Source organism: Streptomyces sp. NPDC045846 (assembly GCF_056431605.1).
In genome coordinates, this window is record NZ_JBWKKJ010000006.1 from 476,819 (window position 1) to 501,383 (window position 24,565).

General features: G+C 73.3%; 21 protein-coding genes and 1 tRNA gene. 12 read left to right on the plus strand and 10 right to left on the minus strand.

The features are described from left to right. Window positions 1-7: 7 nt before the first annotated feature. The 5 genes from AC07F3_RS20085 to AC07F3_RS20105 all read right to left on the minus strand — a co-directional run bounded on the left by AC07F3_RS20085 (window position 8) and on the right by AC07F3_RS20105 (window position 4,507). Window positions 8-961, minus strand: a complete 954-nt coding sequence (locus AC07F3_RS20085; protein ID WP_479115815.1) for an NAD-dependent epimerase/dehydratase family protein — start codon at window positions 959-961, stop codon at window positions 8-10. 472 nt (window positions 962-1,433) lie between these two features. Continuing rightward, window positions 1,434-2,948 carry an MFS transporter gene (locus tag AC07F3_RS20090; protein ID WP_479115816.1) on the minus strand — a complete coding sequence of 505 codons (1,515 nt, stop codon included), beginning with the start codon at window positions 2,946-2,948 and terminating at the stop codon, window positions 1,434-1,436. A 248-nt stretch (window positions 2,949-3,196) separates the two neighbouring features. Beyond that, complete coding sequence (locus tag AC07F3_RS20095; RefSeq protein WP_479115817.1) at window positions 3,197-3,412, minus strand: carboxylesterase family protein; 216 nt, start codon at window positions 3,410-3,412, stop codon at window positions 3,197-3,199. Window positions 3,413-3,581: 169 nt separating this feature from the next. Next, the gene (locus AC07F3_RS20100) at window positions 3,582-3,788 is read right to left on the minus strand and encodes a hypothetical protein (RefSeq protein ID WP_479115818.1); all 207 of its coding nucleotides are present in this window, start codon (window positions 3,786-3,788) and stop codon (window positions 3,582-3,584) included. 143 nt (window positions 3,789-3,931) lie between these two features. After that, on the minus strand, window positions 3,932-4,507 hold the full coding sequence (locus AC07F3_RS20105; RefSeq protein WP_479115819.1) for a TetR/AcrR family transcriptional regulator: 576 nt from the start codon (window positions 4,505-4,507) through the stop codon (window positions 3,932-3,934). A 100-nt stretch (window positions 4,508-4,607) separates the two neighbouring features. On the opposite strand from AC07F3_RS20105, the gene AC07F3_RS20110 reads away from it, so the two are divergent. Then, a complete protein-coding gene (locus AC07F3_RS20110) occupies window positions 4,608-5,027 on the plus strand; it encodes a DUF1348 family protein (RefSeq protein WP_479115820.1) in 420 nt (139 codons plus the stop codon). Between the two features lie 8 nt (window positions 5,028-5,035). Here the strand turns inward: AC07F3_RS20110 and AC07F3_RS20115 are convergent, their stop codons facing one another. After that, complete coding sequence (locus AC07F3_RS20115) at window positions 5,036-7,606, minus strand: helicase associated domain-containing protein (RefSeq protein WP_479115821.1); 2,571 nt, start codon at window positions 7,604-7,606, stop codon at window positions 5,036-5,038. A 213-nt stretch (window positions 7,607-7,819) separates the two neighbouring features. Between AC07F3_RS20115 and AC07F3_RS20120 the strand changes: the two genes are divergently transcribed. Together AC07F3_RS20120 and AC07F3_RS20125 are read left to right on the plus strand one after the other, a co-directional pair. Then, window positions 7,820-9,148 carry a serine hydrolase domain-containing protein gene (locus AC07F3_RS20120; RefSeq protein ID WP_479115822.1) on the plus strand — a complete coding sequence of 443 codons (1,329 nt, stop codon included), beginning with the start codon at window positions 7,820-7,822 and terminating at the stop codon, window positions 9,146-9,148. 166 nt (window positions 9,149-9,314) lie between these two features. After that, on the plus strand, window positions 9,315-10,214 hold the full coding sequence (locus AC07F3_RS20125) for a hypothetical protein (protein ID WP_479115823.1): 900 nt from the start codon (window positions 9,315-9,317) through the stop codon (window positions 10,212-10,214). 61 nt (window positions 10,215-10,275) lie between these two features. Here the strand turns inward: AC07F3_RS20125 and AC07F3_RS20130 are convergent, their stop codons facing one another. Further along, window positions 10,276-12,060, minus strand: coding sequence for a M4 family metallopeptidase (locus AC07F3_RS20130; RefSeq protein WP_479115824.1), 1,785 nt, complete (start codon window positions 12,058-12,060; stop codon window positions 10,276-10,278). A gap of 398 nt (window positions 12,061-12,458) precedes the next feature. Here AC07F3_RS20130 and AC07F3_RS20135 point away from each other — a divergent pair, with 398 nt between their 5' ends. From AC07F3_RS20135 to AC07F3_RS20145, 3 genes are all read left to right on the plus strand, one after another. After that, window positions 12,459-16,223 carry an nSTAND1 domain-containing NTPase gene (locus AC07F3_RS20135; RefSeq protein ID WP_479115825.1) on the plus strand — a complete coding sequence of 1,255 codons (3,765 nt, stop codon included), beginning with the start codon at window positions 12,459-12,461 and terminating at the stop codon, window positions 16,221-16,223. Window positions 16,224-16,424: 201 nt separating this feature from the next. Further along, the gene (locus tag AC07F3_RS20140) at window positions 16,425-17,312 is read left to right on the plus strand and encodes a C40 family peptidase (protein WP_479115826.1); all 888 of its coding nucleotides are present in this window, start codon (window positions 16,425-16,427) and stop codon (window positions 17,310-17,312) included. A gap of 45 nt (window positions 17,313-17,357) precedes the next feature. Beyond that, window positions 17,358-17,744, plus strand: coding sequence for a hypothetical protein (locus AC07F3_RS20145; RefSeq protein ID WP_479115827.1), 387 nt, complete (start codon window positions 17,358-17,360; stop codon window positions 17,742-17,744). Window positions 17,745-17,962: 218 nt separating this feature from the next. Here the strand turns inward: AC07F3_RS20145 and AC07F3_RS20150 are convergent, their stop codons facing one another. Then, complete coding sequence (locus AC07F3_RS20150; protein ID WP_479115828.1) at window positions 17,963-18,886, minus strand: trypsin-like serine peptidase; 924 nt, start codon at window positions 18,884-18,886, stop codon at window positions 17,963-17,965. A 257-nt stretch (window positions 18,887-19,143) separates the two neighbouring features. Here AC07F3_RS20150 and AC07F3_RS20155 point away from each other — a divergent pair, with 257 nt between their 5' ends. Then, window positions 19,144-20,202 carry a PHP domain-containing protein gene (locus tag AC07F3_RS20155; protein ID WP_479115829.1) on the plus strand — a complete coding sequence of 353 codons (1,059 nt, stop codon included), beginning with the start codon at window positions 19,144-19,146 and terminating at the stop codon, window positions 20,200-20,202. A gap of 128 nt (window positions 20,203-20,330) precedes the next feature. On the opposite strand, the gene AC07F3_RS20160 is transcribed toward AC07F3_RS20155, so the two are convergent. Together AC07F3_RS20160 and AC07F3_RS20165 are read right to left on the minus strand one after the other, a co-directional pair. Continuing rightward, entirely contained in the window at window positions 20,331-20,507 is a 177-nt protein-coding gene (locus AC07F3_RS20160; RefSeq protein ID WP_479115830.1) for a hypothetical protein, read from the minus strand. A gap of 77 nt (window positions 20,508-20,584) precedes the next feature. Further along, window positions 20,585-21,748 carry a serine hydrolase domain-containing protein gene (locus AC07F3_RS20165; RefSeq protein ID WP_479115831.1) on the minus strand — a complete coding sequence of 388 codons (1,164 nt, stop codon included), beginning with the start codon at window positions 21,746-21,748 and terminating at the stop codon, window positions 20,585-20,587. Window positions 21,749-21,952: 204 nt separating this feature from the next. On the opposite strand from AC07F3_RS20165, the gene AC07F3_RS20170 reads away from it, so the two are divergent. The 5 genes from AC07F3_RS20170 to AC07F3_RS20190 all read left to right on the plus strand — a co-directional run bounded on the left by AC07F3_RS20170 (window position 21,953) and on the right by AC07F3_RS20190 (window position 24,564). Further along, the gene (locus tag AC07F3_RS20170) at window positions 21,953-22,138 is read left to right on the plus strand and encodes a DUF1059 domain-containing protein (RefSeq protein WP_114034753.1); all 186 of its coding nucleotides are present in this window, start codon (window positions 21,953-21,955) and stop codon (window positions 22,136-22,138) included. Between the two features lie 72 nt (window positions 22,139-22,210). Continuing rightward, window positions 22,211-22,284, plus strand: a tRNA-Met gene (locus AC07F3_RS20175). Window positions 22,285-22,635: 351 nt separating this feature from the next. Further along, on the plus strand, window positions 22,636-23,091 hold the full coding sequence (locus tag AC07F3_RS20180) for a lamin tail domain-containing protein (RefSeq protein WP_479115832.1): 456 nt from the start codon (window positions 22,636-22,638) through the stop codon (window positions 23,089-23,091). Between the two features lie 192 nt (window positions 23,092-23,283). Continuing rightward, window positions 23,284-23,808 carry a DUF3592 domain-containing protein gene (locus AC07F3_RS20185; RefSeq protein ID WP_479115833.1) on the plus strand — a complete coding sequence of 175 codons (525 nt, stop codon included), beginning with the start codon at window positions 23,284-23,286 and terminating at the stop codon, window positions 23,806-23,808. Window positions 23,809-23,862: 54 nt separating this feature from the next. Next, window positions 23,863-24,564 (plus strand): ribonuclease H family protein, encoded by a 702-nt coding sequence (locus AC07F3_RS20190; RefSeq protein ID WP_479115834.1) that lies wholly within the window; start codon window positions 23,863-23,865, stop codon window positions 24,562-24,564. Window position 24,565 lies beyond the last annotated feature (1 nt).

Sequence of the window (24,565 nt, forward strand, 5' to 3'; positions counted from 1 at the left end):
CGTCCGGTCAGGCGCGCTCGGCCAGGAGGCCGCGGTACCAGGCCAGGGTGGCGTCGAGCGTGTCGGCCATCGTCGTCGGCGGGGTGCGGAAGGCGGCCTCGAAGGCGCCCGAGTCCATGATTTGCGGCTCGGTGTGCTGGTAGAACATCTCGGCGTACGCGTCCATGAAGACCTGGTCGAACGGCCCGAAGGGGCGCGGTTCGTCGAGCGTGACGATCTTCAGGGGGCGCCCCACGCGCTCCTCGATCATCGCCAGCACCGCGCGGGTGGTGAGCGCGGGCGCGGTGGGGAGGTGCCACACGCGGCCGTCGCCGTGCGGCCTCTCGCCCAGGGTGGCGAGCCCGGCGGCCACCGAGCGGATGTCGGTGTAGCTGTGCGGCAGGTCGATGTCGCCCAGGGTCAGCACTTCGGAGCCGGTCAGGGCCCCGGGGAAGACGGCGGCGCCGAGCGTCGAGTTGAGGACGCCGGGACCGACGAAGTCGGCGGACCGGCCGAGGACGACCGAAGCGCGCGCCTCGCGGTGTGCGGCCAGGTACGCCTCGTCGAGCTCGGCCCGCATCCGGCCCTTGAGGGTGGTGGCGCGCCACGGGGTCTCCTCGGTCATGACCTCGCCGTGGGTCTCGCCGTACGGGTACAGCGTGTCCAGCACGACCAGGCGCGCGCCCTCCGCCTCCACGGCGCCGAGCACGGCCCGCTGGATCCGGGGCATGACCTCGACCTGGAGCTGGTAGGCCACGTTGACGCAGTGGTAGACGACCCCGGCGCCGCGGACGGCCGCCGCCGCCCCCTCGGCGGTCGCGACGTCACCCCGCACGCGGTCGACTCCCGCTGGCCCCGCGCCCGTTCCGGAGCGGTCGACGAGCCGGACCGGGTGGCCGCGGCGGGCGAGCTCGGCTGCGACGGTCGAACCCGCCGGGCCCGCGCCGAGGACCACGTGGAGGTTGCTCTGGGTGTGCGACATGTCGAATCCCCTCATCGGCCGGGCACGCCAAGGCCGCCCGGCTGTTATGTGCAGTGCCGTTAGTTAGAGACTCTAACGCGCGTGTATGGCTCCTGCAATGGCGAGGGTTGTGCTAGGGGTTCGTTCGCCCGGGATTCGGCGCGGCCGCTGCCGCGCTGCTCGTCGCGTCAGGGCAGCCCGGCCCCTCGGGCCGCCTCTCCTCGGGCGCGTTCCCCTGGGCAGGACGGGCCAGGGGCCAGGTCGGTCAGGCCCCGTCGGAGGGAAGGCGAGGTCGCGCCGCGAGCCCGTTGGGTCGAACCGGGCCGGAGGAGGTCAGGCGGCTCGGCTTCCGCAGCGCACGTCAGGCCACCAGGGCTCCGGCGGCCCCGGCTTCACGCGGGGGCCGGAGCCCAGCGTTACGGCACCGGCGGCCGGTCCGCGCCGGGCGCTCCCGAGGCCGGGTAGCCGCCGCCCGGCAGCGTCGCGCCGAGCGTTACGCGGCGGGCGCGCCGGGCGGTGTCGGGGCCGCTTTCTCGGTCGCCGCGGCGAGCCGGGCGGAGAGCGGGGCGGCGATGTCCTCCAGGGACCTGCCCTCGGCGTCGATCGCGAGGAACGCGGCCACCACCCCGGCCGCCGTCATCAGGGCGGCGCCGATGCTGAAGGCGATGACGGCGTCGCCGACCACCCCGCTGGACGTCAGCGCGGAGAAGACCAGCGGCCCCGAGATGCCGCCCGCGGCCGTGCCGATGGCGTAGAAGAACGCGATCGCCATCGCCCGGGTCTCCATCGGGAAGATCTCGCTCACCGTGAGGTACGCCGAACTGGCGCCCGCCGACGCGAAGAACAGCACCACGCACCAACACGCCGTCATCGTGGTCGCGTTGAGCCACCCCTGGGCGAAGAGCCACGCGGTCACGAAGAGCAGGAGACCCGAAAGCACATAGGTCCCGGCGATCATCCGGCGCCGTCCGACCGTGTCGAAGAGCTTGCCCAGGGTCAGGGGCCCCAGGAAGTTGCCGAAGGCGATCACGGCGAAGAAGTAGCCGGTGGTGCCGCTCGACACGGCGAAGAACTTCACCAGGATCGAGCTGAAACCGAAGGTGATCGCGTTGTAGAGGAAGGCCTGACCGATGAACAGGGCGAAGCCGAGGACCGCGCGCTTGGGGTAGGCGTGGAACAGCGTGCGCGCGATCTCGAGGAAGCCCACGCTCTCGCGCTGCTCGATGGTGATCGACCGCCCCGGGGGCGGCAGTGGCTCGCCGGTCTGCTCCTCGACCTGCCGCTCCACGTCGTCGAGCAGCTGCTCCGCACCCTCCTCGCGACCGTGGATGAACATCCACCGCGGGCTCTCCGGCACGTGCCGCCGCACCAGCAGGATGACCAGACCGAGCACGACGCCGAGGGCGAAGGTGAGCCGCCAGCCGACGTTCTTCGGCAGGAGGTCGGTGTTGAGCGCGAGCACGGAGAGCAGCGCCCCGCCCATCGCGCCCAGCCAGTAGCTCCCGTTGATGATGAGGTCGACGCGGCCGCGGTACTTGCTGGGGATCAGCTCGTCGATGGCGGAGTTGATGGCCGCGTACTCGCCGCCGATGCCGAAGCCCGTCAGGAAGCGGAACAGGAAGAACCACCATGCGGAGAACGACAGCGCGGTCATCGCCGTGGCCGCGAGGTACACGGCGAGGGTGACCAGGAACAGCTTCTTGCGCCCGAACCGGTCGGTCAGCCACCCGAAGAACAGCGCCCCCGAGCAGGCCCCCGCCACATACAGGGCCGCGCCGAGGCCGGTGACCTGGGCGTCGGTGATCGCGAGGCCGCTGCCGTGCTCCGAGAGCCGGCTCGCGATGTTCCCGACGACCGTGACCTCGAGCCCGTCCAGGATCCACACGGTGCCGAGCCCGATCACGATCATCCAGTGCCAGCGCGACCAGGGCAGCCGGTCCAGTCGCGACGGCACCGCGGTCGTGATGGTTCGCGGGCCCGGCCCGGTGTCCTGTGCCGCACTGCTCATGAGCTGCCTCCTGCCGCCGCCACCGCACCTGCCGGACGCGAGTACCCGGCGGTCACCGGACATATTCCCCGCAATCACCCGCTCGCGGTCGGACCTGAGCCAGTGCGGCGCGCCCAGGGGCTCAGAGCGCGGGCAGGGGAGCGGGGCCGGCCGTCAATTCCAGCGGCGCGAAGCCGTGTTGGCCCAGATCCGGCGGGAGGTCTCCTGCGGGTACGGCACGGCGCTCGGCTCGGCGTCGTACACCCGGGTCAGCCGCTCGCCGGTGCGGTAGCGGCCCAGCCCGGGGCGCCGTGCGCGGCGACACCGTCCCACGGCCGGGCGGGCACGGGCGGGGCCAGGTGGACGGGGCCGACCGGCGGCTCGGCGAACGGGACGCCGCGGAAGACGGCCATGCCGTCCGCCATGCGGCCACGGACGGTTCCGGACGTCGTGCGGACCTCGGGGGCGAGCGTGGGTTCGGTCATGCGATGTCCCTTCTCCGCGGCGGAACTCCACGATGCGGAGCCGGGAAGGGGAGGAGGGGCCAGGGTGATCGTGCTGCTGCCGGAGCCTCAACCAGGCCTCAGGGCAGGCGAGTTGGCGGCAGGAGTGGACCGGTGGCGGGCGGGTCGGGCGCCGCCCGCCCACGGCGGGCTAGGGGACCTCGCGCAGGTAGAGCGCGCCGCAGGTGTGACAGAAGGGGTGGGCGCGGTCCGTACCCCAGGCGTCGTCGGGCAGTTCCTCCGCGTCCTTGGCCAAGTCGCGTCCGCACATGGCCCGTTCCTCGTCGCCGCGGACCATGTGCCACTCCTTGAGGATGCCGCCGTCGGGAAGTCTTTCGGCAACGATGCGATGGCGCACTGGTGACTCCTCATCCGTGTCGGGCCGCGCCCGGCCGCCCGGCCGCGGACGCCGGGTACGCCCCGGCCATTCGACACTGTCACCGGTACCACGCCGACGCATGCGGAACGCCTGCCGAAGGTGACGTCGTGCCGGGCTCCGGCTCACCGCCCGGCGGCCAGGAGCGTCTCGGCCATGGAGCGTGCCCCGAGGGCCGGGGCCGGGCCGGGGTCGAGCGCCGCGACGGCGGTCGCGCCCTCGACGAGGATCATCAGCTGGTCCCCGAGCGCGGGGGACCCCGCGTCGGCGGCCAGCCCGGCCAGGATCCGCCGGAGCTCCGCCTTGTGGCGGCGGGCGACGTCGTTCACCGCCGCCGGCGTCTCGCCCAGCTCTCCGAGGGCGTTGAGGAAGGCGCAGCCCCGGAAGGCGGGCTCGGCGAACCACTCGGCCAGCCAGTCGAAGACCGCGAGCACCCGCTCGCGCGGCTCCGCGGGCGCGGCCTCCACATGGCGTCGCAGCCCGGCCGTCCAGCGCCGGTCGTGGCGGTCGAGGTAGGCGGCGACGAGCGCATCCTTCGCGGGGAAGAGCCGGTAGAGGCGCTTCAGCGGTACCTGGGACTCGGCGCGGATGCGGTCCATCCCGACCGCCTGCACCCCGTACGTGTAGAAGAGCGCGTCCGCCGCGTCGAGCAGCCGCCTCCGCGCCTCGTCGTCGTCCATCACGCCGCCTGTCTGACTCATGACGCCATTATGACTTGCGCTGAGAACGGGCGTTCTCTACGGTACGGAACCGGAGTGAGAACGCTCGTTCTCGCCTTTCGCCGACCCGATCGGAGCCACCGTGACCGCCGACGTACGCCCGCCCCTGCCCCCGTTCACCGAGGAGAGCGCCCGGGCCAAGGTGCAGGCCGCCGAGGACGCCTGGAACTCCCGGGACCCCGAGCGGGTCGCCCTCGCCTACACCGAGGACTCGCGGTGGCGCAACCGGGACCGCTTCCTGACCGGCCGCGCGGAGATCCGCGCCTTCCTCGCCGAGAAGTGGCGGCGCGAGCTGGACTACCGGCTCCGCAAGGAGCTGTGGTCGTACACCGGCAACCGCATCTCCGTGCGGTTCGAGTACGAGTGCCGCGACGCGCGGGGCCAGTGGTGGCGCAGCCACGGCAACGAGCAGTGGGAGTTCGACGACGCCGGGCTGATGCGCCGCCGCGAGGCCAGCATCAACGACGTGCCCATCGACGAGGCGGACCGCCGGCTGCGCTGACCGGGCGGCTACGCCCAGTCGACGCCCAGCCGGGCCAGGGCGCTGCGCTGGCTGTGGCTGAGCCCGGCGCGCCGGCTCTTGAGGTTCGAGTACCAGATGCCCAGCTTCACGACGGTGCCGTCCGGCAGGATCTCCTCGTGCCCCCGGGGAATGGTGGTGCGCGCCTCGCGCTGGACGTACTGCGCCAGGGCCGAGATACCGCGGGTGAACGCCGCCGACACCTTCCCCGGGGTCCCGGCCGCCGGCCGCGCGGGAGGCGGCGCGGCGGGCTCCATGCCGAGCGCGGCCAGCCGCTCCCGCTGGGCCCCGGACAGGGCGCGCCAGTCCTGGCGCTGCCGCTCGACCCAGCGTCCGAGGTCGTCCCCGTCGAAGGTCACCCCGGGACGGATGTCGGGCAGCGCGCCGTCGGCGGCCACGAGGTCGCGCAGCACCGCGTACTGCCGCTGCCAATCCAGCGGCCAGGGGCAGTTCCAGTCCGGGTCGATCGCCGCGAGCTGGTCCGCCCGGCGCCCCGCCCGCACGGGGTCCTTGCCGAGGCCGCCCGTCCTGCGCAGGTTCGCCAGGTGCTGCCCGACGGGCTCGTCCAGCCAGACGGCGTCCTGCCGGGGCGCCAGATGGTGGTGGGCCCGGTGGAAGGCGCGGAACGCGGCGAGCTTGCCCTCCCACGCCTCGTCGCCCGGCTCCCACACCATCCCCGCCTCGTCGAGCTGGATCCTGCGGTGCTCGTCGAGTTCGCCGTTCCGGAAGGCGTGCCGCTGCTGCGCCACCCACCGGCCGAGCGGGAACACGGCGACGCCCAGGGCGACTTCGGTGTCGTACGGCACGGACACCAGCCCGGTGTGGTGGTGCTCGCGCCGCCAGCGGCGCAGCGCGCCCAGGCCTTCGAGCCACACCAGGGACTCGGGGCGGTAGACCCGGGTGCGCAGGAAGGCGGCGATGGTCGCGGGGTCGCGCGGGGTCGAGAAGCGCAGCAGCGGGTTCTCGTCGTCCGCGCCCGAGTCGATGATGCGGCCCCGGCCGTCGCGGCGCAGATGGGGAGGGCGGCCGCTGTCGGCCCCGCGCGTCAGGGCGTGCGAGGCGAGCTGCTCGACGAGCCGCTCGTCGTGCGAGCGCAGCCCCTGCAATACGGCCACGAGCGGCGCGTAACTGGCGGACGCGATCATGTCGTCCGGGTCCTCGTCCGGGGTGAGGAAGACCGGCACGAGGATCCGGGCGGTCTTGGTGGTGCCGTCCGGGTTGGGGCGCAGCGCCCGGCCGATGTTCTGGACGATCTCCACCTGGGACCCGCGGGTGTCGGCGAAGCAGATGGCCTCGACGCCGCGGGCGCCGACGATGTCCACGCCCTCGCCGAGCACCCGGACGCTCGCCAAAAAGGCGCGGCTCACCGGGCGCCCCCGGGGGTCGACGCCGTCCGCGAACTGCCGCAGCGCCTCGCGCCGTTCGGACACCAGATGGTCCCCGCACAGCCACTGGGACCACACCCGGTCCGCCGGGACGTGCCGGTCCGGTTCCAGGCCGTACGGCTCGGCCGGGGAGGGCGGCAGCTTCGCGGCCCGCCGCCGCGCCCGGCCGCTGACGTCGCTCGCGTACAGTTCGGCGGCGGTCGCGGGCAGCCGGGCCGCGAAGGCGCGGGCCTCCTCGACCCGGTGGTGGAACGTCATCACGGTGTGCAGGTCGTGCGCCGCGGCGTGTTCGAGCAGCGCGGTCTGGAGCAGCGCGAGGCGCCGCCCCCGCAGCACCTCCTCGGACGCCTTGGCGCGGGGCGGCGAGGGATCGCGGATCTCCAGGACGTCGATCTCGAACCCGGCCAGGATGCCGCGCTCGACGGCCTCGCCGAGACCGAGCTGGACGATCTGCGGGCCGTAGGTGGCCGAGTCCTCCGTCATGCTCGCGATCTCCAGCTCCCGGCCGTCCCTGCCGCGCGGGGCCCGGGGGGCGGCGAGGATGCGGGGCGTGGCCGTCAGATAGAGCCTCCGCGCGGCCGGGATGCGCGCCTGGTCGTGCACGGCGGCCCATGGGCGCCCGGTGTCGCCCGCGGTGCGGTGGGCCTCGTCGACCACCGCGAGGTCGAAGGGGTCGAGCCGCTGTCCGTACATCAACTCGCCGCCGGACAGGGCCAGTTCGAGAGGACCGGGCACCTTGTCCACGCCCGGCAGGGCTTGTTCCGCCGGGTCGTCCCGCTCCACCAGTGAGGCGTAGGTGGCGAGCACGACGGCGGGGCCCCGTCCGGCCCACAGCGCCAGTTGGATGGGGTTGGTGGTGCACCGCACGCCGAGACCGTCCAGGACCTCGTCGGCCTCCAGGGAGCACACCGCGACCATGGGGGAGCGGTGGCCGACGGCCCGCCAGGCCCGGGCGGTCTGCACCAGCAGGTCGAGGGTGGGCACGAGCACCAGGATCCGGCCGCGCGGGAACATCTCCAGCGCGGCCGACGCGGCGGTGTAGGTCTTGCCGCTGCCGGTCGCCGAGACGACCGTGGCCCGTGCCCCGCCCTTGGGCACACCGGAGCGGGCCGGGAAGCCGAACTGGGCGAGGATCCGCGCCTTCGCGTCCACCTGGTGCTCACGGAGCCTGATCACGCACGCCCACCGTTCCTCGTTCCTCGTCGCTGCCTCCGAAGGCAGCCCGGAGAAGGAAAACACTAAGCCTGCCCGATGTCGGCCACGGTGGCCGAGAGCGGCTCATCCGTCCGGTGCACCGCGCGGCGGCGAGATCGTTCCCCGGGACGATCTGCCGGGGCCGGGCGGCTTGCGAAGGTTGACGCCCCGTTCACCCGCCCGAAGGGAAGGCCCATGTCCTCGACCCGCCCGGATCGCCGTCGCACCCGCGCCGCCGCGACCACCGCCGCACTGGCGGTTGCCCTGCTGGCGACCGTCGTCCCGGCCGGGGCCGCGGCCCCCGCCCCCGCGACGGGCTCGGCCCCGGGCGCCGCCGTGAGCGCGCCCCGGCTCGATCGCAAGGCTCTCGGCGCGTCGCTGGAGGCGATCCACGCGGCGGGCATGTACGGCCTGAACGCGACCGTCAGGGACGGCGGGCAGGAGTGGCTGGGCGCCGCGGGCGTCGCCGACGTCGGCACCGGGCGCCCCATGCGGCCGGGGCTCCAGCACCGCGTCGGCAGCGTCACCAAGGCGTTCACGGCGGTCGCCGTGCTCCAGCAGGTCGCCAAGGGCCGCGTCGACCTCGACGCCCCCATCGGCCGCTACCTGCCCGAGACCGTCCCCGGCGAGCGCGGCCAGGAGATCACCGTACGGATGCTGCTCAACCACACCAGCGGCATCGACGACTACGTCCTGGGCGCCTTCCCCTCGCTGGCGCGCAAGTCCACCCAGAGCCTGGACGACAACCGCTTCCGCCGTTTCCGCCCCGAGGAGCTGGCTCGCCTGGGAGTCGAGGGCCCGGCCACGGGCAGGCCCGGCGAGAAGTGGTCGTACTCCAACACCAACTACGTCATCGCCGGGATGCTGCTCCGCAAGGTCACGGGCGAGGACCCGGAGGCGTACATCACCCGCAACGTGATCCGGAAGGCGGGCCTGCGCGACACGTACTTCCCGCGCACCCCCTCCATCGCCGGGCCGCACCCGAGGATGTACGAGTCGTTCTACGGCCTGATCGACCCGCCGCGCGACTACAGCGTGTACGACATGTCGTGGGGCGGCACCGCCGGGGCGCTGGTGTCCACCACCTCCGACCTCACCGACTTCTACCGCGAGCTGCTGCGCGGTCAGCTCCTCGCTCCCGCACAGCTGGAGGAGATGCGGACGACGGTGCCGGTGCTCGGCGCGAACGGGCAGGTCGTCATGCGCTACGGCCTGGGCGTGTACAGCGTCGACCTGCCCTGCGGGCGCTTCTGGGGACATGACGGAGCCGTGTTCGGCGCCGGGACGGACGTCCTGTCGAGCGAGGACGGCAAGCGCCAGATGGCGGTCGCCTACAACTTGATGAAGTACCAGAAGATCGGTCCGGACGGGAAGGTGGAGCCCAGCCCGATCGACGCGGCGTTCCTCGGGTTCTACAGCCAGGCGCTGTGCGGGACGGCTGCCGGGAACAAGCCGGGCAAGCCCGCGGCCCCCCTCGTCCCGCTCCCGCGGGATCTCGCCCCGATGGCGGCCGTGCTCCGCTGACGCCGTCGCATCGCCCTGCGCGATCCGGGTCGGCCGTGCCAACTGCCCCGTGCCACGGGGAGGTTCGGGGATGGCCGGTTCCGGACGGGCCGTATTCCCAAGCGCCGTCGCCGTCCCCATGCTCGGGCGGGGAAGCGGCGACGGAGCGCGAGGGGACGGACGGGCGATGACCGATGCTCAGCGGACCGGTTCGGATGCGGGCGGCGCGGTGAGCGCGGAGGCCGGCGCCGCCGTGGCGGGGATGGAGGCGTTCGACGACGTCTACGACCGGCCGGACCCGCGGGCCTACTTCCAGGCCCTCGGCCCGCTCGAATACCGCACGCCCGGCCACGCCCAGCAGATCTTCCGGCGGCTGCGGGCCGCGCTGGGCACGGCGGGCCCGGCCGACCTGACGGTGCTCGACCTGTGCTGCTCGTACGGCATCAACGCGGCCCTGCTCAACCACGACGTGACGCTGGAGGAGCTGTACGCCCGCTACACCTCGCCTGCGGCCGCCTCGATGAGCACGGACGAACTGGCCGCGTGGGACCGGGACTTCTTCGCCGGCCGGCGCCGCCCTGACCCGGTCCGCGTGATCGGGCTCGACATCGCCTCGCGGGCCGTCGCCTACGGGCTGCGGACGGGGCTGCTCGCCGAGGGGTTCACCGAGAACCTGGAGGCCGCCCCGCCCAGCCCCGCCCTGCGCCGCGCGGTGCGCCGGACCCGGCTCATCACGGTGACCGGCGGCGCGAGCTTCCTGTCGCACCGCACCTTCCGGCCGCTGCTGTCCGCGGCACGCGGGCCCGTGTGGGTCGCCGCGTTCGTCCTGCGCACCACCCCGTACGAGGAGATCGCGGGCTGCCTCGCCGGCTTCGGCCTGGCCACGGAACGGGCGGTTCCCACCTTCCCGCAGCGCCGCTTCACCGGCGCCCGCGAACAGCGGTACGCCGTCGAGGCGGTGACCGCTTCCGGGCAGGACCCGCGGGGCAAGGAGTGCGAGGGCTACTTCCACACCGCGCTGCACCTGTCCCGCCCCACCAGCGACGTGGTGACGACCCCGCTCGACACCCTGGTGCCGGCGGGGTGAACGGCGGCCCGGACACGCCGCTGCCGCCCCGTACCTCACGGGGCGGCAGCGGCGCGCGGGATCAGCTGCCGGAGGGGGCGTTGGCCGCGGTCACGTTGACGGCGGCCCAGGCCTTGTCCACCGTCTTGTACTCGGTGCTGGTCGCGCCGTAGAGGTCGGCGGCGGCGCTCAGCGTGGCGGTGCGGGCGTCGTGGAAGTCGGTCGTGGAGACCATGTACCGGGTGAGCGCCCGGTAGAAGATCTGCGTCGCCTTGTCCCGGCCGATGCCGGTCACCGTCGAGCCGTCGTAGGTCGGCGAGTCGTAGGCCACCGCGTTGATGGTCTTCTTGCCGCTGCCCTCGGCCAGCAGGTAGTAGGCGTGCGAGGAGACGCCGGAACCCGCGTGCACCTCGGTGTCGTACGACGCCGCCGACCAGTAGTCGACGGTGCCCTCCAGCTTGTCGAGCGAGGGGTGGTCCAGGCGGCGCAGGAACTTCTGCTGGAGGCCGAGCTTCTCGCCCATCAGGTAGTTGGGCGGGTTGTTCGGGTTGTTGGTGGCGAACTCGACGTTGCTGCCGAAGATGTCGGCGAGCGACTCGTTGAGCGCGCCGGGCTCGCCGAACTGGTTGTCGTTGGCGTCGACACGGGTCGGCTGGAGGTTCGCCGTCGCGTCCACGACACCGTGGGTGAGCTCGTGGCCGGTGACGTCGAGGACGACGAGGGGCTGCGCGAAGGTCTGCCCGTCACCGTCGCCGTACAGCATGCAGCCGCAGTCGGAGGACCAGAAGGCGTTGCCGACCTTGCTGCCGAAGTGGACCAGGGCGTGCGCGCCCGCGCCGTCGTTCTTGATGCCGTTGCGGCCCAGCGTCTTCTTGTAGAAGTCGAGGGTGCTGGTGATGCCGTACTGCGCGTCGACGGCGGCGGTGGCGCGGTCGCTCGCCCTGCCGGTGCCCCAGCGGTCGGTGGTGCTGGTGAACGGCTTGCCGCCCGCGAACTGCTCCAGCTCCTTGTTGCCCGCGTCACGGGTCTCGGTCTGGCCGCGGCTGGGGTCCTTGAGCGTGAAGGCGCTCTTGGCGGTCTGCGTGGTGGTCAACGACACGCTGCCGACGAACAGGGAGGAGCCCGTGCCGGTCGCCTGCGCCGGGAACCCGGTCGCGGCGGAGGACGCGAGAGGGGCGGGCGCGGCCGTCCCGAGCGAGGGGCTGAGCTTCTGGCCGCTCTTGCGGAGCTTCTCCCGCACGCTGGGCGACAGGAACGAATCGCTGGCCGGGGTGTTGCTGAGGACGGCGCCGGTGGCCGCGTCGAGGACCACGGTACGGCTGCCGGACTCGGCGGTCGCGCTGTCCTTGACCTGGATCCGGTAGGCGAGCGCCGAGCGTCCGGCGCGGGCGTCGACCACGAGCTGGGCGGCCCCGGCGGTGCCCTTGGCGGTGGCGGCGGCCTTGGCCTGGGCCTGTCCGGCCGTCAGCTTGGCGCCGGTGGTCGGCAGGTCGACCTGGTGGCGCAGCGCGCGGGTCACGCCGGTGTAGGCGGATCTCTTGTCCAGGTGGATGACCAGATCGCCGCCGAGGACCGGCAGTCCGCGGTGCGAGCGGACGAAGCGCACGTGCTGCTTGCCGTCCGTGTCCACCAGAACGTCGGTGGCCTGAAGCGTGTCGTCCTTGCCGACACCGGTGGCCGAGGCGTGGGCCAGGGCCGCGGTGCGGGCCGCTTCCACGACCGGCTGGAAACCGGCGCCGGCGGCGGGGGCGGTGGCCCCCGGGGTGGCGGGTGCGGCGACGGCCGTGGCCCCGCCTCCCGCGGTGATGGTGACGGCCGTGGTGACGGCCAGGGCTATCGCCAGGCTGCGTATGTGGGGTGTACGCACGGTGGGAGGTCCTTAGAGGTGCGGGGGCGGTCGGCTCAACAACCACCCGTACGCACGGTGCTGTTGTGCACCGCGGGGACCATGTGGTCCCGGCCGAAACCCTGCTATGCCCGCCATGAACATGTAAAGAGGCAAGATCGAGTTCGGTGCTCCCGGAACTCAGATTTAACAATTGCCCCCGACTTCGGTGGCCGGAAGGTGTCCAACTCCCCACTCGGCGGCGGAGATGCCGGATCGCACCGGAAAGTCGCCTCGCCCGCGCGACTTCGCGGCCGGTGCCGGACGAACCGTGCGCGAGGGGCGAACCCGCCCGGCTCGCACGCCTGTTGCGGACCGGAACCGGACGAAGTTCATCCTTTTCCGGCGTACGCCCCGGCCGTCACGGAAAGGTGGGTCCCGTGCCAACGGACGACGAGAAGGCCGACGGATTCGCAGCGGAGCTGCGGCGTCTGAGAGGCCTGCGCAAGGTGTCCCTCACCGGACTGGCCCGCTCGATCCACTACAGCAAGGGCTATCTCAGCAAGATCGAGAACGGCAGCAAACCGCCCACCCTCGACGTCGCCCGCCGCTGCGACGAGGCCCTCGACGCGCGGGGCACGCTCCTGCGCCTCCTGCCGAAACCGGCCGCCCTCCCCCCGCCGCGCACCGCCCCGGGCGCACCGGCCGACGCGACGGTGTGCCCCTACCGGGGACTCGCCGCCTACGGGCCGCAGGACGCCGCCTGGTTCTACGGCCGCGAGAGCGCGACGGCCGAACTGGCCGGGCGGCTCGCGGAGCGGATGGGCCGCGGACCGCTCGCCGTCGTCGCCCCCTCGGGCGCCGGGAAGTCGTCGCTGCTCCAGGCCGGGCTGCTGCCCGCGCTCCGCCGCGGCGCGCTGCCCGTCCCCGGCTCCGACCACTGGCCGGTCGTCGTGTGCACCCCGACCGCCCATCCGCTCAAGGAACTCCTGCGCTGCGCGGCCGACGTGCTCGGGGCGGCGGGCGCGGAGCTCACCCCCGAGGCGCTGGCCGAGCGGCCGGGCGCGCTGCTCGAAGCGTCGGCGGTGCCCGGCCGCGCCCCCGGTCTGGTGCTGCTGGTCGACCAGTTCGAGGAGGCGTTCACCCTCTGCGAGAGCGACCGCGAACGCCGCGACTTCGTCGCCGTGCTCCACGCCCTGGCCACCGCCCGGGACACCGACGGCACCACCGCCCGCGCCGCCGTCGTGGTGGGCCTGCGCGCCGACTTCTGCGGCCGCTGCCTCGACCACCCCCACCTCGTGGAGGTCTTCACCCACGGTCTGTACGCGCTCGGCCCCATGTCCGGCACCCAACTGCGCCAGGCGATCACCGGACCGGCCGAGCGAGCCGGGCTCAGCCTCGAACCGGGCCTGGTGGAACTGCTGTTGAGGGATCTGGGCACCGACTCGGCGTCCTCCGCGGGCTCGCTGCCGCTGCTCGCGCACGCCCTCCTCGTCACCTGGCAGCAGCGCACCAGCCGCACCCTGACCGTGGCCGGATACGAGACGACGGGCGGCATCCACGGCGCGGTCGCCCGCACCGCCGAATCGGTGCACGCCCGCCTCGATCCCGCCGAACAGCTGATGGCACGTCAACTCCTGGTCCGCCTCGTGCACATCGCGGACGACACCGCCCAGACCCGCAGGCCCGTGGAACGCGAGTCACTGATGCGGCAGTTGACCGACCCGGAGGCCGGGGCCCGCGCCCTCGACGCCTTCGTCCGCGCCCGTCTGCTCACCGCGGGCAGCGAGACCGTGGAGATCACCCACGAGGCGCTCCTGCACGCCTGGCCCCGGCTGCGCGGGTGGATCGACGCGGACCGGGCCGCCCTCGTGATGCGCCAGGAGGTCTTCGACGCGGCGACCCAGTGGGTCCGCTCCGGCCGCGATCCGAGTCTGCTCTACCGGGGCACCCGGCTGGCCGCCGTGCGCGACCGCTCGCACCAGGCCGCCGACCGCGCCCAACTCGGGCCGGTGGAGGGCGAGTTCCTCGGTGCCTGCGAGGCGGATGAAGAACGCGGGGTGCGCGCGGCGCGGCGCCAGATCCGGATCCGCCGCGCCCTGCTCGTCACCCTCGCCGGGCTGCTCGCGGTCGCGGTGACCGCCGGGGCCCTCGCCTTCCAGCAGAGCCGGCGCGCCCTGGACCAGAGCCGCACCGCCCGGTCGCAGGCCCTGGCCGTACGGTCCGGCGCGCTCGCGGCAGGCCAGCCGGAAGCCTCCATGCTGCTCGCCGCCGACGCCTACCGCACCGACCGCACACCCCAGGCGCGCGGCGCGCTGCTCAGCACCCAGGCGCAGTACTTCGACGGAAGGCTGCTCGGGCACACCGGGCCCGTCAACTCCGTGGCGTTCAGCCCCGACGGCACGTCCCTCGCGACGGCGAGCTCGGACGCGAGCGTGCGGCTGTGGGACACCGCGAGCCGCCGGATGACCGCCACTCTGACCGGGCACACCGGAGCCGTCACCTCGGTCGCCTACTCCGCGGACGGCACCCGTCTGGCGACCACCGGCGAGGACGGCACCGTCCGGCTCTGGGACGCGGTCGGCCACCGCATCACCGCGTCCCTGCCGGGACACCGAGGGGTCGTGCGCTCCGTGGCGTTCAGCCCCGACGGCACCACCCTGGCCTCCGGCGGAGCCGACCGCACCGTACGCCTGTGGAACCTGCCCGACGGCACCCCGCGCGCCGTCCTCACCGGGCACACCGACACCGTGATGGCCGTCGCCTTCAGCCCCGACGGGCACAGCGTGGCATCGGCCTCCGCCGATCGCACCGTACGGCTCTGGGATGTGACGGGCAGTCAGCCGCCGCGCGTCCTGTCCGGCCACAGCGACCAGGTGCTCGGCGTCGCGTTCAGCCCCGACGGCACCACCCTGGCCTCCGGCGGCGCCGACCGCACCGTACGCCTGTGGAACCTGCCCGACGGGACGTCGCGCGGCGTGCTGACCGGGCACAGCGACGACGTGAACGCCGTGGCCTTCACCCGGGCCGGGGACACCGTCATCAGCGCCAGCGGGGACGGCACCGTCAAGCTGTGGGACGCGGCCAACCACCGCGTGGTGGCCACCCTGTCCGGCCACACCGACTACGTCCTGGCCGTGGCCGCCGGACCCGACGAGCGCCTGGCCACCGCCGGATTCGACCAGTCCGTGGTGCTGTGGGACCCCGGCCGTTCGGCGCTCACCGCGCGGCCGTTCACCGAAGCGTGGCAGTCGGCGTTCTCACCCGACGGCCGGCTGCTGGCCTCGGCGGAGGCGGACCGCACCGTCCGCCTCTGGGACATGGCGCGCCACCGACTGCGCGCCACCCTCACCGGCCACGACGGCTCGGTGTTCGCCGTGGCCTTCTCGCCCGACGGCCGCCTGCTCGCCTCCGCGGGCTCCGACCGCACGGTCAGACTCTGGGACGTGGCCTCGGGCCGTCTCGAAGCGACCCTGATGGGCCACGACGGCTCGGTGTTCGCGGTCGCCTTCTCGCCCGACGGCCGCCTGCTCGCCTCGGCGAGCGCCGACCGCACCGCGACACTGTGGGACGTCGCCACCCGGAAGCCCTACGCCACGCTGCACGGCCACGAGGACTTCGTCAACGCCGTCGCGTTCAGCCCGGACGGCCGCACCCTGGCAACCGGCAGCGACGACCTGACGGTGCGGCTCTGGGACGTGAACGACCCCGGCCACGGCCCGCGTTCCCTCCTGCGCGGCCACACCGGCTCGGTGCGCGCGGTCGCCTTCGCCCCCGACGGCAAGACCCTCGCCAGCGGCGCCAACGACGGCACCGTACGCCTGTGGGACGTGGCGCGCCGCACGGCGGCCGGGGTGCTCGCCGGGCCCAGCGGCTCGGTGCGCGCGGTCGCCTTCAGTCCCGACGGCAAGACCCTCGCCAGCAGCGGCAGCGACCAGAGCGTCCGGCTGTGGGACCCCGCCCGCGCCGAACAGACCGCGGCGCTGAGCGGCCACAGCGGAGCCGTCTGGGGCGTCACCTTCGACCCGGCCCTGCCCGGCACCCTGGTGAGCAGCAGCAACGACGGGACCGTGCGGATCTGGAACACGGACGTGCCGCGCCAACAGGCCCAGGTGTGCCGCCTGTTGGGCGACACCGGCCCCGAACGCTGGGCCCATCTGCTGCCCGACGTGCCCTACCGGCCCCTGTGCCCCTCTCCCGACTGACCGCGGCCCAGGGCCGTTTCCCTGGGTGTTTCCCGTTTCCCGTCGGTACGGGAGACGCCCGGATCCTCGACAGCCACCCCGCCGCGGCCCAGGCTCGAACCACCGCGGCGGGCGATCTGGATCAGCACGGGACCACACCGCGGCCCGCCGGGAACGGTCCGGCGCCCGTACGACACGTACGACGAAACGGGGAAACAGCTCATGCGCCACACCCTTGCCAGAGCCCGGCGTGCCGTCGCCGCGGCGGGCATCATGGCGGTCTGCGCCATCGTGCCGACCGCCCAACTCTCCTCGGCCGCACCCTCGTCGACGGCCGAAGCGCCGCGCGCCGCGGCGGCCGCCGGCGGCTGCGACGTGCTCGCTCCCGGCGCCTCCGCCACCGCGCAGGCCGCGGTCCGGGCGGCCTGCTCCCAACTCGGCGTCTGGTACACGTGGGGCGGCGGGCACGGGCCCCAGCCCGGCGCCACCTACGGGGAGGTGGACCCCACCGACCCCGCCAGCGACCACGACCCCGAACGCCTCGGATTCGACTGCTCGGGCCTCGTCCGCTACGCCTACGCCCAGGCGAGCGGGCAGGACATCCTGGCCGGCACCGCCAACAGCCAGTACCACTCCTCGCACGTCACCGCCCGCTTCGGCGCGGGCCAGGGCACCGGGCCGCTGCTGCCCGGCGACCTGATGGCCTGGGGCGGCGACAACTCCATCCACCACATCGCCGTCTACCTCGGCGCGGGCAAGATGGTCGAGGCCCGTCAGTCCGGCACCCATGTGATGGTCAGCGACGTACGGCTCGGCGGGGACTACAACGGGGCGGTCCGCATCGGCGGCGGCCCCGGACCGAGCGGCACCTTCTCCACCTGGGGCACCGACGTGTGGACCCATGCCCAGCCGTCCACGACGAGCGCCCGGGTCAACAAGTTCGCGGGCCCGACCCGCGTACGGATCAGCTGCCAGAAGCACGCCCAACTCGTCGAGGCCGACGGCTACCGCAACGACGCCTGGTCCTACCTGCCCGACTACCAGGCCTGGCTCACCAACATCTACATCCAGGGAGCCGCTTGGCTCGACGGCGTCCCCACCTGCGCCTGACCGCCCCGCGCCCACCGCATCACACCACTTCCCGAGGAGTCCGCAGTGAACGTACGCAAGAAGACCGCCCTGTTCCTCACCGCCGCCGCGCTGACGGCCGGCCTCACCGCGACCGGGCTGCCCGCCGCCGTCGCCGCGCCCGCCAAGGCGGCCAAGCCCGCCGCCGAGTGCGGGGTCCGCTCGGACGGCCGGCTGTACTGCGGCAACAGGGCGGGCGCGAAGGGCTACGCCGACCGCTCCTACCGTTCGGCGACCCGCGGCACGCTGGTCGGCACCTTCAGCTGGTTCCAGTGCTGGGGCCACGGCGACCCGCACCCGGGCGGCAACGACATCTGGTACTGGACCCAGCTCGACAACGGCGCCTGGGGCAACGTCCCGGCCGTCGACGTGAACACCGGCCAGGACCCGGCCCCCGGCCTGCGCGAGTGCTGATCCAGGCACCGCGCTGAAGCACCGGGCCGCCCGTCGAATCCCCCGACGGGCGGCCCGGCCATTTGCTCAATCCACTTGCGGTGAGTGGGAGTTGAGCGCATGACCAGGACCCGTTCCGGGCCGGGGTCCGGAACCGCTCAACCAGCAAGCTCCGAACGGGGGTTGTGGACAACCCTTCCCTCCGGGGCGGCCCCGTATCGGAGTTGCAGGACCGCTGGTCACGGGAAGAGCAGCGAATCCCGGGGCCCGGACCCTTGCGCCGTCGCGAACAACGATCCGAGCCCCGCGTCGAAGCGCGCGGTGTACGAGACGTCGTCCATGAACCCGCCGCCGTGCTCCGCGCCGCCCAGCACGCCGACCACGGTGGCCACGCCGTCCGGCCCGGAGACCATCCAGGGGCTGCCGGACACCCCGGTCGAGAACCCCGCGCACCGCGCCTGGCGGAAGTCGTTGTAGGCGGGCTCCGCATCCACCGTGCAGGCGTGCTGGCCCGGCCTGTCGTACGGATAGCCGACGAGCGTGACCCGGGCGACCTGGGGGGCGAGCAGCTCCGGGTGCGCGGGGACCCGGAGCGCCGAGCCGACCGCCTCCTGCACACTCCTGCCGCCGACCCGGGCCACCCGCACGAAGGCCCAGTCGTACGGCCAGTGCTCGGCGCCCCTGCGGGCCTCGGCGAAGCGGGGATCGGGCAGGGCCGCGAGGACCGGCCACTCGCCCCGCGGGGCCAGCCCGTCGTGGTAGCCGGGGGCGAACGCGGCCCCGTCCAGCGGCAGGCAGTGGGCGGCCGTCACCAGCAGATCGCCGTGGCGGCTGTCCACCACGGCGGCCGTGCAGGACTGCTTGCCGCCCGCCCGCAGAAAGACCCCCACCGCCGCATACGAGCACGCCGACGACAGATCGTGCGGGTCGGCACGGCGCTGCTCCGCCGCGCACGCGGCCGACCGCGGCGGGCGGAGGCGGTGGTAGTCCGCGCCGTCGATCCTGGCGCTCTCGGCGGAGCCGTCCAGGTAGCGCGCGGCGCTCGCCCGGGGCGGACCGGCCGCCGCCGTGGGCCGACCCGAGGAGGCCGCGGCCGACGCGGTCGACGCCCCGCCGTCCCGGCCGGGGCAGATCATCAACACGCAGGTGAGCACCGTGATCACAGCCGCCCCCAGAACGAGGCCGAAAGCCGCGCCGGGCCGGTGGCCACCGTGCGCATTTCTTCTCATAAGCACTCTGGCGAGGCTAGGGCCCGGGCCCGGTCAGGGGCCGCGTCGACACGACCGCCAACCGGGCTGAAAAACACGCCGCGCGGCCCGGCACCCGCCCCGACGGCCTGCGGGTCGGGCGGGGCTGAGGGAAGCTGGGAGGGCGGGCCGTCGGCCCCGCCCCTAGGAGGCCGGGCGCGCAGGAGGTGTGCATGGACCCCGTGGCGGCGTTGCGGCGGATCGCCTTCCTGCTCGAACGCGGCAGGGGCGCGACCTACCGCGTCCAGGCCTTCCGGAACGCCGCGGCCGCGATCAAGGAGTTGCCCCCGGACGAGCTCGCGGCGCGCGCCGCGGTGGCCGGCCAGCTGGAATCGATCAAGGGGATCGGCCCGAAGACCGCACAGGCGGTACGCGAAGCACTCGCCGGCGGGGTGCCCGGCTACCTCCAGCGACTGGAGGACGACCTGGCGGCCGCCGCCCCGCTCGCCGTCGGCGGCGACAACCTGCGGGCCGCGCTGCGTGGCGACTGCCATCTGCACTCCGACTGGTCGGACGGCGGCAGCACGATCGACGACATGGGCGGCACGGCGGCCGAGCTCGGGCACGAGTGGGCCGTCCTCACCGACCACTCGCCCCGGCTGACCATCGCCAACGGGCTGAGCGCCGAGCGGCTGCGCAGCCAGCTGCGCGTGGTGGCCGGACTCAACGAGCGCTGGGCGCCGTTCAGGCTGCTCACCGGAATCGAGTGCGACATCCTCGACGACGGCTCCCTCGACCAGGAGGACGAGCTGCTCGACCAGCTCGACGTCGTGGTCGTCTCCGTGCACTCCAAGCTCCGCATGGACGCCGCCGCCATGACCCGGCGCATGATCGCGGCGGTGCGCAACCCGCTGGCGGACGTCCTCGGACACTGCACCGGACGGCTGGTCACCGGCCGGGGGCGGCCCGAGTCCGAGTTCGACGCGGACGCGGTGTTCGCCGCCTGCGCCGAGAGCGGTACCGCCGTGGAGATCAACAGCCGCCCCGAGCGGCTCGACCCACCGCGCCGACTGCTGACCCAGGCGGTGAAGGCGGGGGTCCTGTTCGCCATCGACACCGACGCCCACGCCCCCGGCCAGCTCGACTGGCAGCTGTACGGCTGCGCCCGGGCCGAGGAGTGCGGGGTCCCGGCCGAGCGCGTCATCACGACCTGGCACGCCGACGACCTGCTGACCTGGACCCGCACTCGCCAGACCCCGGCCGGTGCGGCCCGTCCGGCCCGCGCCTCCTAGGAATCGGCCGCGGCGCGCTCGACGCCGCAGCGCCCGGCCCGCCCACCCCCGGCCGACGGAGCGCACACGCGAGAGCCGGGGCGTTCACCCACTGCTGGGTGAACGCCCCGGCCCGGCTGCCGTCCAGGTCAGATGTCGGAGGCGCCGGCCTCACGCATCTCACGCTCGGCGCGCTCCTGCGCGTCCTGGCCCCGGCGGGAGGGGTCGAGGTCGTCGGGGGACTGACCCATGCCCTTCGACGCCCGCTCCTTGGCCCGCTCGGCGGCCTGTCGTGCCTTGTCCTGGAACTTCTCGGCCTTGCCCATGGAGATTCACTCCTGTACGTGGGGGGATCGAACTCCTCCACCGTGACACGACCGGTCACACGCCGCTCGTCGAAGCGTTACGCAGCGTGAGAGGTGGCCTCGGCGGCGTACTGCCAGAAGGCGTTCATCAGGGTCGGCGGGGTGGGCCCGGTCATCTCGACCTGGGTCAGCAGGATCGAGACGGCGCCGGTGGACGGCACGACGTAGGCCGAGGTGCCGGTGCCGCCGACCCAGCCGTAGCGGCCGGGCACGTTCCAGGGCTCGACCCGCGCGACGTCCACCGACCCGCCGAATCCCCAGCCCTGGCCCTGGAGGAACAGCGTGGCCTCCGCGCGCTGGGCCGCGGTCAGGTGGTCGGTGGTCATCTGCCGCACCGCCTCGGTCGACAGCAGACGGCGTCCCCCGACGCTCCCGGCGCCGAGCAGCAGCCGTGCGAAGGCGTGCAGGTCGTCGACGGTCGAGACGAGCCCGCCCGCGCCGGACGGGAAGGCGGGCGGAGTGCTCCACTGCCCGTCGGGGGCGTCGACGAGTTCGAGGCCGCCCTCCGCGCCCGTCTGGTAGCAGCTGGTGAACCGGTCCAGATCGCGGGCCGGTACCGAGAATCCGGTGTCGGTCATGCCGAGCGGCTCAAACAGGCGCTCGCTCAGGAAGTCGGGCAGCGTACGCCCGGAAACCCGTGAGACCAGGACGCCCTGGAGGTCGGAGCAGGCGTTGTACAGCCAGGCCTCGCCGGGCTGGTGGAGCATCGGAATGCGGCTGAGGCGGGCGAGCCATTCGTCCGTCTCGGGCACTGCCCGCGGTCGCGGGGGCGCCTGGTGGAGCTCGCTGAACAGCGGCGTGACGGCGGGCAGCGAGAAGTCGGACGGGAAGCCGTATCCGGCGCGGGAGTCGAGCAGATCGCCGACCGTGATCGGCCGGACGGCCGGGACGACGTCGTCGACGGGGGAGGACGGGGTGCGGACGACCATGGGCGAGGCCAGCTCCGGCAGCCACTCGGCGATCGGGTCGTCCTGCGAGATCAAGCCGTCGTCGATCAGCATCATGACCGCCGCGGCGGTGACGGGCTTGCCGATCGAGGCGATGCGGAAGATCGAGTCCCTGGCCATGGGGGAGGTGCCGGAGAGATCCTGGGAACCGGCGGCCGCCACCTCCACCTGATCGCCCCAAGCCACCAGGCCCACCGCACCCGGCACCGTCCCGTCGCCGACGTAGGTGTCGAGGATCTTCCGCAACGCGTTCATGGTCCACCTTCTCGAAGGTCCGCTCGTGCACATCCGGTCCCAGAAGAGACTCCTCGGTGGGCCCGGAATCATCGGTCGTCGCCCCGCGCCCTTCCAGCACCGGCCGCCACGCACGGGCCATCCCCGGTCACCCGAAGTAGCTCCGCCGGGCGGCGGAAACGGTGGGATCCTGGAACCGGGACATTTCGCCCCGAGGAGGCACTCATGCGTAAGGTCGCTGACTGTCGGGACTACCCGAGCGAATCGAATTGCAGCCTGGCGATTTCCGGTGAGGAAGACGAAGTCGTCCGGGCGGCCGCCGAACACGCCGCATCGGTGCACGGCCACACCGACACCCCTGAACTGCGAGAAGAGCTGCGGAAGATGCTGAAGGACGAGGCAACCGTCTAGAAGCCGTGATGTCACCGCACCGCCCCGGGTGGTCAACGGCCCCTCCTGTGTGACGTAGGGTGGAGTCATCGACGCGGGGTGGAGCAGCTCGGTAGCTCGCTGGGCTCATAACCCAGAGGTCGCAGGTTCAAATCCTGTCCCCGCTACGGAATTTCGGCCCCCCGGCACCCAGTGCCGGGGGGCCGAAACGCGTGTGGGTGGTGCCGTGGGTGGTGCCGCCACCGCCATGGGGCGGGCCACCATGACCCCACCAACCTGTGGCGCCCCTGTGCTCTCCCTGTGGGTCGGGCTCGTGGGGGTGAGTGCACGCGGGGGCTCGTGCGCGGGGAGCGCCGAGGGTGTGTCGATGTCCTGTTTCTGTTGCGTGCCGGACTCCTCGCTTCACGTGGTGCGGATGAGGTCCAGAGTGTGGGTGTCCGGCCGCGACACGGGTCGGTCGTCGACACCACACGGGGGTCGAGCGGCGTGCCGTCGGCCGCCTTGAATTGGGGGTTTCCATGTCCGTTTCCCTGTCCGCGCCTTCCATATCCCGCGTCTGCGCGGTCCTCGGCGTCGGTACCGCGCTGGCCGCGGCCACGGCTCTGCCCGCCACCGCCGCGGCGCCGCGCTCGCCGGTCACCTTCGGGACCATCCAGTACGACAGCCCCGGCAAGGACGACGGCTCGCAGCGCAGCCTCGACGCCGAGTGGGTCACCGTCACCAACACCGGCCGCGCGTCCGTGAACCTGAAGGGGTGGACGCTCAGCGACCGCGGTCACCACGTCTACACCTTCGGCGCGTTCACCCTGGGCGGCCGTGCCTCGGTGCGCGTGCACACCGGGATCGGCCGCAACACCCGTACCGACGTGTACCAGAACCGCCGTGCCTATGTCTGGAACAACAGCGGGGACACCGCCACGTTGCGCGACAGCCACGGTCACACCGTGGCCACCAGGTCCTGGGGCCGCCACTGACGCCGCCGCGCGTCAAGTGATGGGCGCACAGCGGCGGTTGACGGCGGCCAGCACCTCGGGAGGGGAGTGCCGGCCGCCGTCGTTCCCGTTCCCTCCCGGCGCCGTCCCCGGGGAACGGAACCAACGCACCCCGGCGTGCATCTACACCGGCGACGTCGGGCCCTGGGTGGGGGCCTCGGTAGGGGGATGTGAATGTTCGCTGTAGGTGGGATCTTCGGGGTGGTGTTCGGAAGTGTGGGCCTGCTGTTCGTCGCGGTGGGCATCGGGGCGCTGGTCTGGATGGTCCGCAAGGTGTCGGAGCACCGGCGCACCCTGCGCGAGGGGCTGAGGGCGGAGGCCCGCTGTCTGGAGACCCATGTGGTGCGCACCCATACGTCCGGCGGCGCCACCCGTGTCCGGCGCCGTCTGATCGTGGGGTTCCGTACGGTCGGCGGGCGTGAGGTACGGGCGCGGGTGACGTCGCGACACCCCTATGTTGCGGGAGACGTGGTGCCGGTGCGGTATGTGGCGCACCGCCCCGAACGCGCGGTGGCGGACGAGGCGCCGACCGGCGTCGGCGTGGTGGCGTGCCTGTTCGGCGGAGCGATGGTGGCCGTGACGTGTATGGGCCTGTTCTTCGCCGCCGTCGGATTCGGCACGGCCCTGTTCCTGGGTACGGCGGCCGACGACGGTGGCCCGGCCCCGTTGCCGGATCCGTATTTCACCGCGGCGCCCTGAGCGCGCCGGGGCCGGGGATTTCTGGTGTGCGGGCGGCGGTGGGATGATGGCGCGATGTCTGATCGTGTTGTTGTTGCCGCCTGTGACGGTGCCTCGAAGGGCAACCCCGGCCCCGCCGGATGGGCCTGGGTGATCGCTGATGCGCAGGGACGCCCGGAACGTTGGGGCGCGGGGCCGCTGGGCACCGCCACCAACAACGTCGGGGAGCTCACCGCCCTGGAACGGCTGCTCGAAGCCGTCGACGCGGGCACCCGCATGCAGGTGCGGATGGATTCCCAGTACGCCATGAAGGCGGTCACGCAGTGGCTCCCCGGCTGGAAGCGCAACGGCTGGAAGACCGCCGCGGGCAAGCCGGTCGCCAACCGGGAACTGGTCGAGCGCATCGACGAGTTGCTGGCCGAACGAGATGTGGAGTTCGTCTATGTGCCTGCACACCAGGTGGGTGGCGACCCGCTGAACGCGATCGCCGACCAGGCCGCGAGTGACGCGGCCACCACCCAGCGGCCGGCCGGTACCGCCCTCGGCGATCAGGAGATGCCGGTGCCGGCACCGGCCCGTGCCACCGCCTCACGAGCCAAGCCCGCCACCGCGCGCAAAGCGTCGTCCGGTGCCTCCTCGGCCCCGTCGGGCAAGCCGCGGACCATCAAGGCGAAGTTCCCCGGACGCTGCCCCTGCGGCCAGTCCTATGCCGCCGGCACACCCATCATGAAGCGGGACGGCGGCTGGGGTCACCCGGACTGCAGCCCAGTGGGGTGAG